Consider the following 2,014-nt stretch of genomic DNA (forward strand, 5'->3'; position numbering starts at 1 on the left):
TGGCAACTGACAACGCTGGATTGCCACCGCGCCATCCATCTGGCGAGCAGCATCCAGGCCTGTGGCAAGTTGGGGCAAGTCGTTGAAGGCGTTCTCCGGAACCTGTTCGATGTGCAACGGTTGGCGGACGTGGGGCCGCTTTACCAAAGCGTGCCCCGGCCGCAAGCAACAGCGACGCGGCGCCGCCGCGCCGCGTTCCTGAAGTCCGAGGACGAGCTGCGGGAGAGCCTCGAGCAACGCAAGCGTGCTGAACGATTGCCGCAGCGGCGTGCCTTCTGGGAACTGGTGCGCATCGTCATGACGGAGCCGCCGCGCAGCTTCATCGACACGCTACGCTTCCTGTGCCTGCGCGCGATGATCGTGACCGGGTTGCGCATCGGCGAGGCCGTGCTGCTGCCTGCAGACTGGCAACGCACGCGCGCCTACTACGATCAGCATGGCCAGTCTGCGGGAGCGCTGGGCGGCTACGCGGATGCACTGCTGCTGCGCCACTTCGCGGAAAAGCAGCAGGCCGCGACCGCGGACAGTCGTGTGCTGTTCGAGAAGGTCCAGTATGTGCCGGAGATGTTCCGCGAGCTGTTGACGAGCACGCTGGAGCAAGCCAGGGAGCTGACCGCACCGCTGCGACAGACGCTGCGACGACAGACTGAAAGCCGACGTCTGCTGCCGTGGTACGCGGAGCATGACGTCGTGCCAGCCGCTCACCTATACCCTCACCTGACCGGCAATCCGTTCTGGGCCGCCATCGATGGCGAGCTCCGAGCCCGCCTGCAGGAACGCTATCGCGCGCAGTTCGACGTCGCCTTGCTGCAGGAGATGCATGACCTGCAACTGGCCAGCCACGCGCGGCAGCCTCGCCTGGATATGGCTGCCTATATCTATCTGAACCGTCTCGGCAAGGCCATGGGAGCCAACGGTCACGCCCTGTCGTTCCGACGTCCGGATGGCAGCGTGATTGCGCCAGGCACCCGAATGCAATGGGCGCAGGCGTGCCTGCACGTGGGCGAGCTCGAAGCCTATCTGCAGGCCGCGGTGCCAACCAAGCTGTCGGATACGGCGCCTCTGCCGCTGATGTCTGGCCAGATCCAGAGTTGGGAGTTGCTGTTCCTGGCGCCCAAGCGCTCGCTGGCGGAGGAACGTGATGATGGCATCTGCGACGTGACACGCGTGATGGCGGTGAATCGGCCAGATACTGGGTTCGTGGGGAATGCGCTAGGGGAACAAGCTGGGCGAAGCACGCTGTTCCAGCGTTACGGACAAAGCGCGGAAGACCGGGGCCTGATCCTTGAGTCGCATATGCTGCGGCATCTGCAGAACACCGAGCTGTTCCGGCTCGGGGTGGCCGACACGATCATCTCCAAGCGATTTAACCGGCGTAGCGTGGCACAAAGCTACGTGTACGACCATCGTAGCCTGGCCGAGGAGCTGGACCAGATCGAGTTGCCGGTCGAGGTAGAACTCGCCCTGGGCGAGAAAGCGGCCACGGTGGCCAGGATGATCCAAGCCGGCAAGGCCAGCGGCCCCCTTGTTGCCGCGTTCCTGCGCATCCAGGCCGATGCAGGCGACGAGGCGGCCTTCGGCTATCTGAAGGCGGAAGCCGATGGCTTCCACGTGACCCCGTACGGCCACTGCCTCAACAGCTTCACGGTGGATCCCTGCCCCAAGCACCTGGAATGCTTTACCGGCTGCCGCCATCTGTCTGCGACCAACCTGCCCGAGAATCGGGGGCATCTCGTCAGGTTGGAAGGCAAACTGGCCGCCGCCCTCGCGCATGCCGAGGCCCGGCCGGCATCGATGCCCGGGCGTGACAACCAGATCGCGCATGCCCGGACTCGACTGGATGGCGTACGCCGGTTGCTGGCCACGCCTGAAGGTGATCATCCGTTCCCCGACGGACCGGACCTGTCCGTCGCCCCGTCACGCGGAGTGCTCGATGACTGAGACGAAAAACACGGACTCGGCGTTGGCGGATCCGGAGATGCAGCACATCCTGGAAGATCTGCTGGCCCACGAC

Annotated in this window: 1 protein-coding gene; it reads left to right on the forward strand. The window is 64.8% G+C overall.

Annotated elements, in window-relative coordinates; translation table 11 throughout:
* Nucleotides 1–1,941: hypothetical protein (locus tag ACYP5B_RS08210; protein WP_459569248.1), on the forward strand; the 1,941-nt coding region annotated here is incomplete at its 5' end.
* Nucleotides 1,942–2,014: the final 73 nt, after the last annotated feature.

Source organism: Cupriavidus sp. 8B (assembly GCF_054589115.1).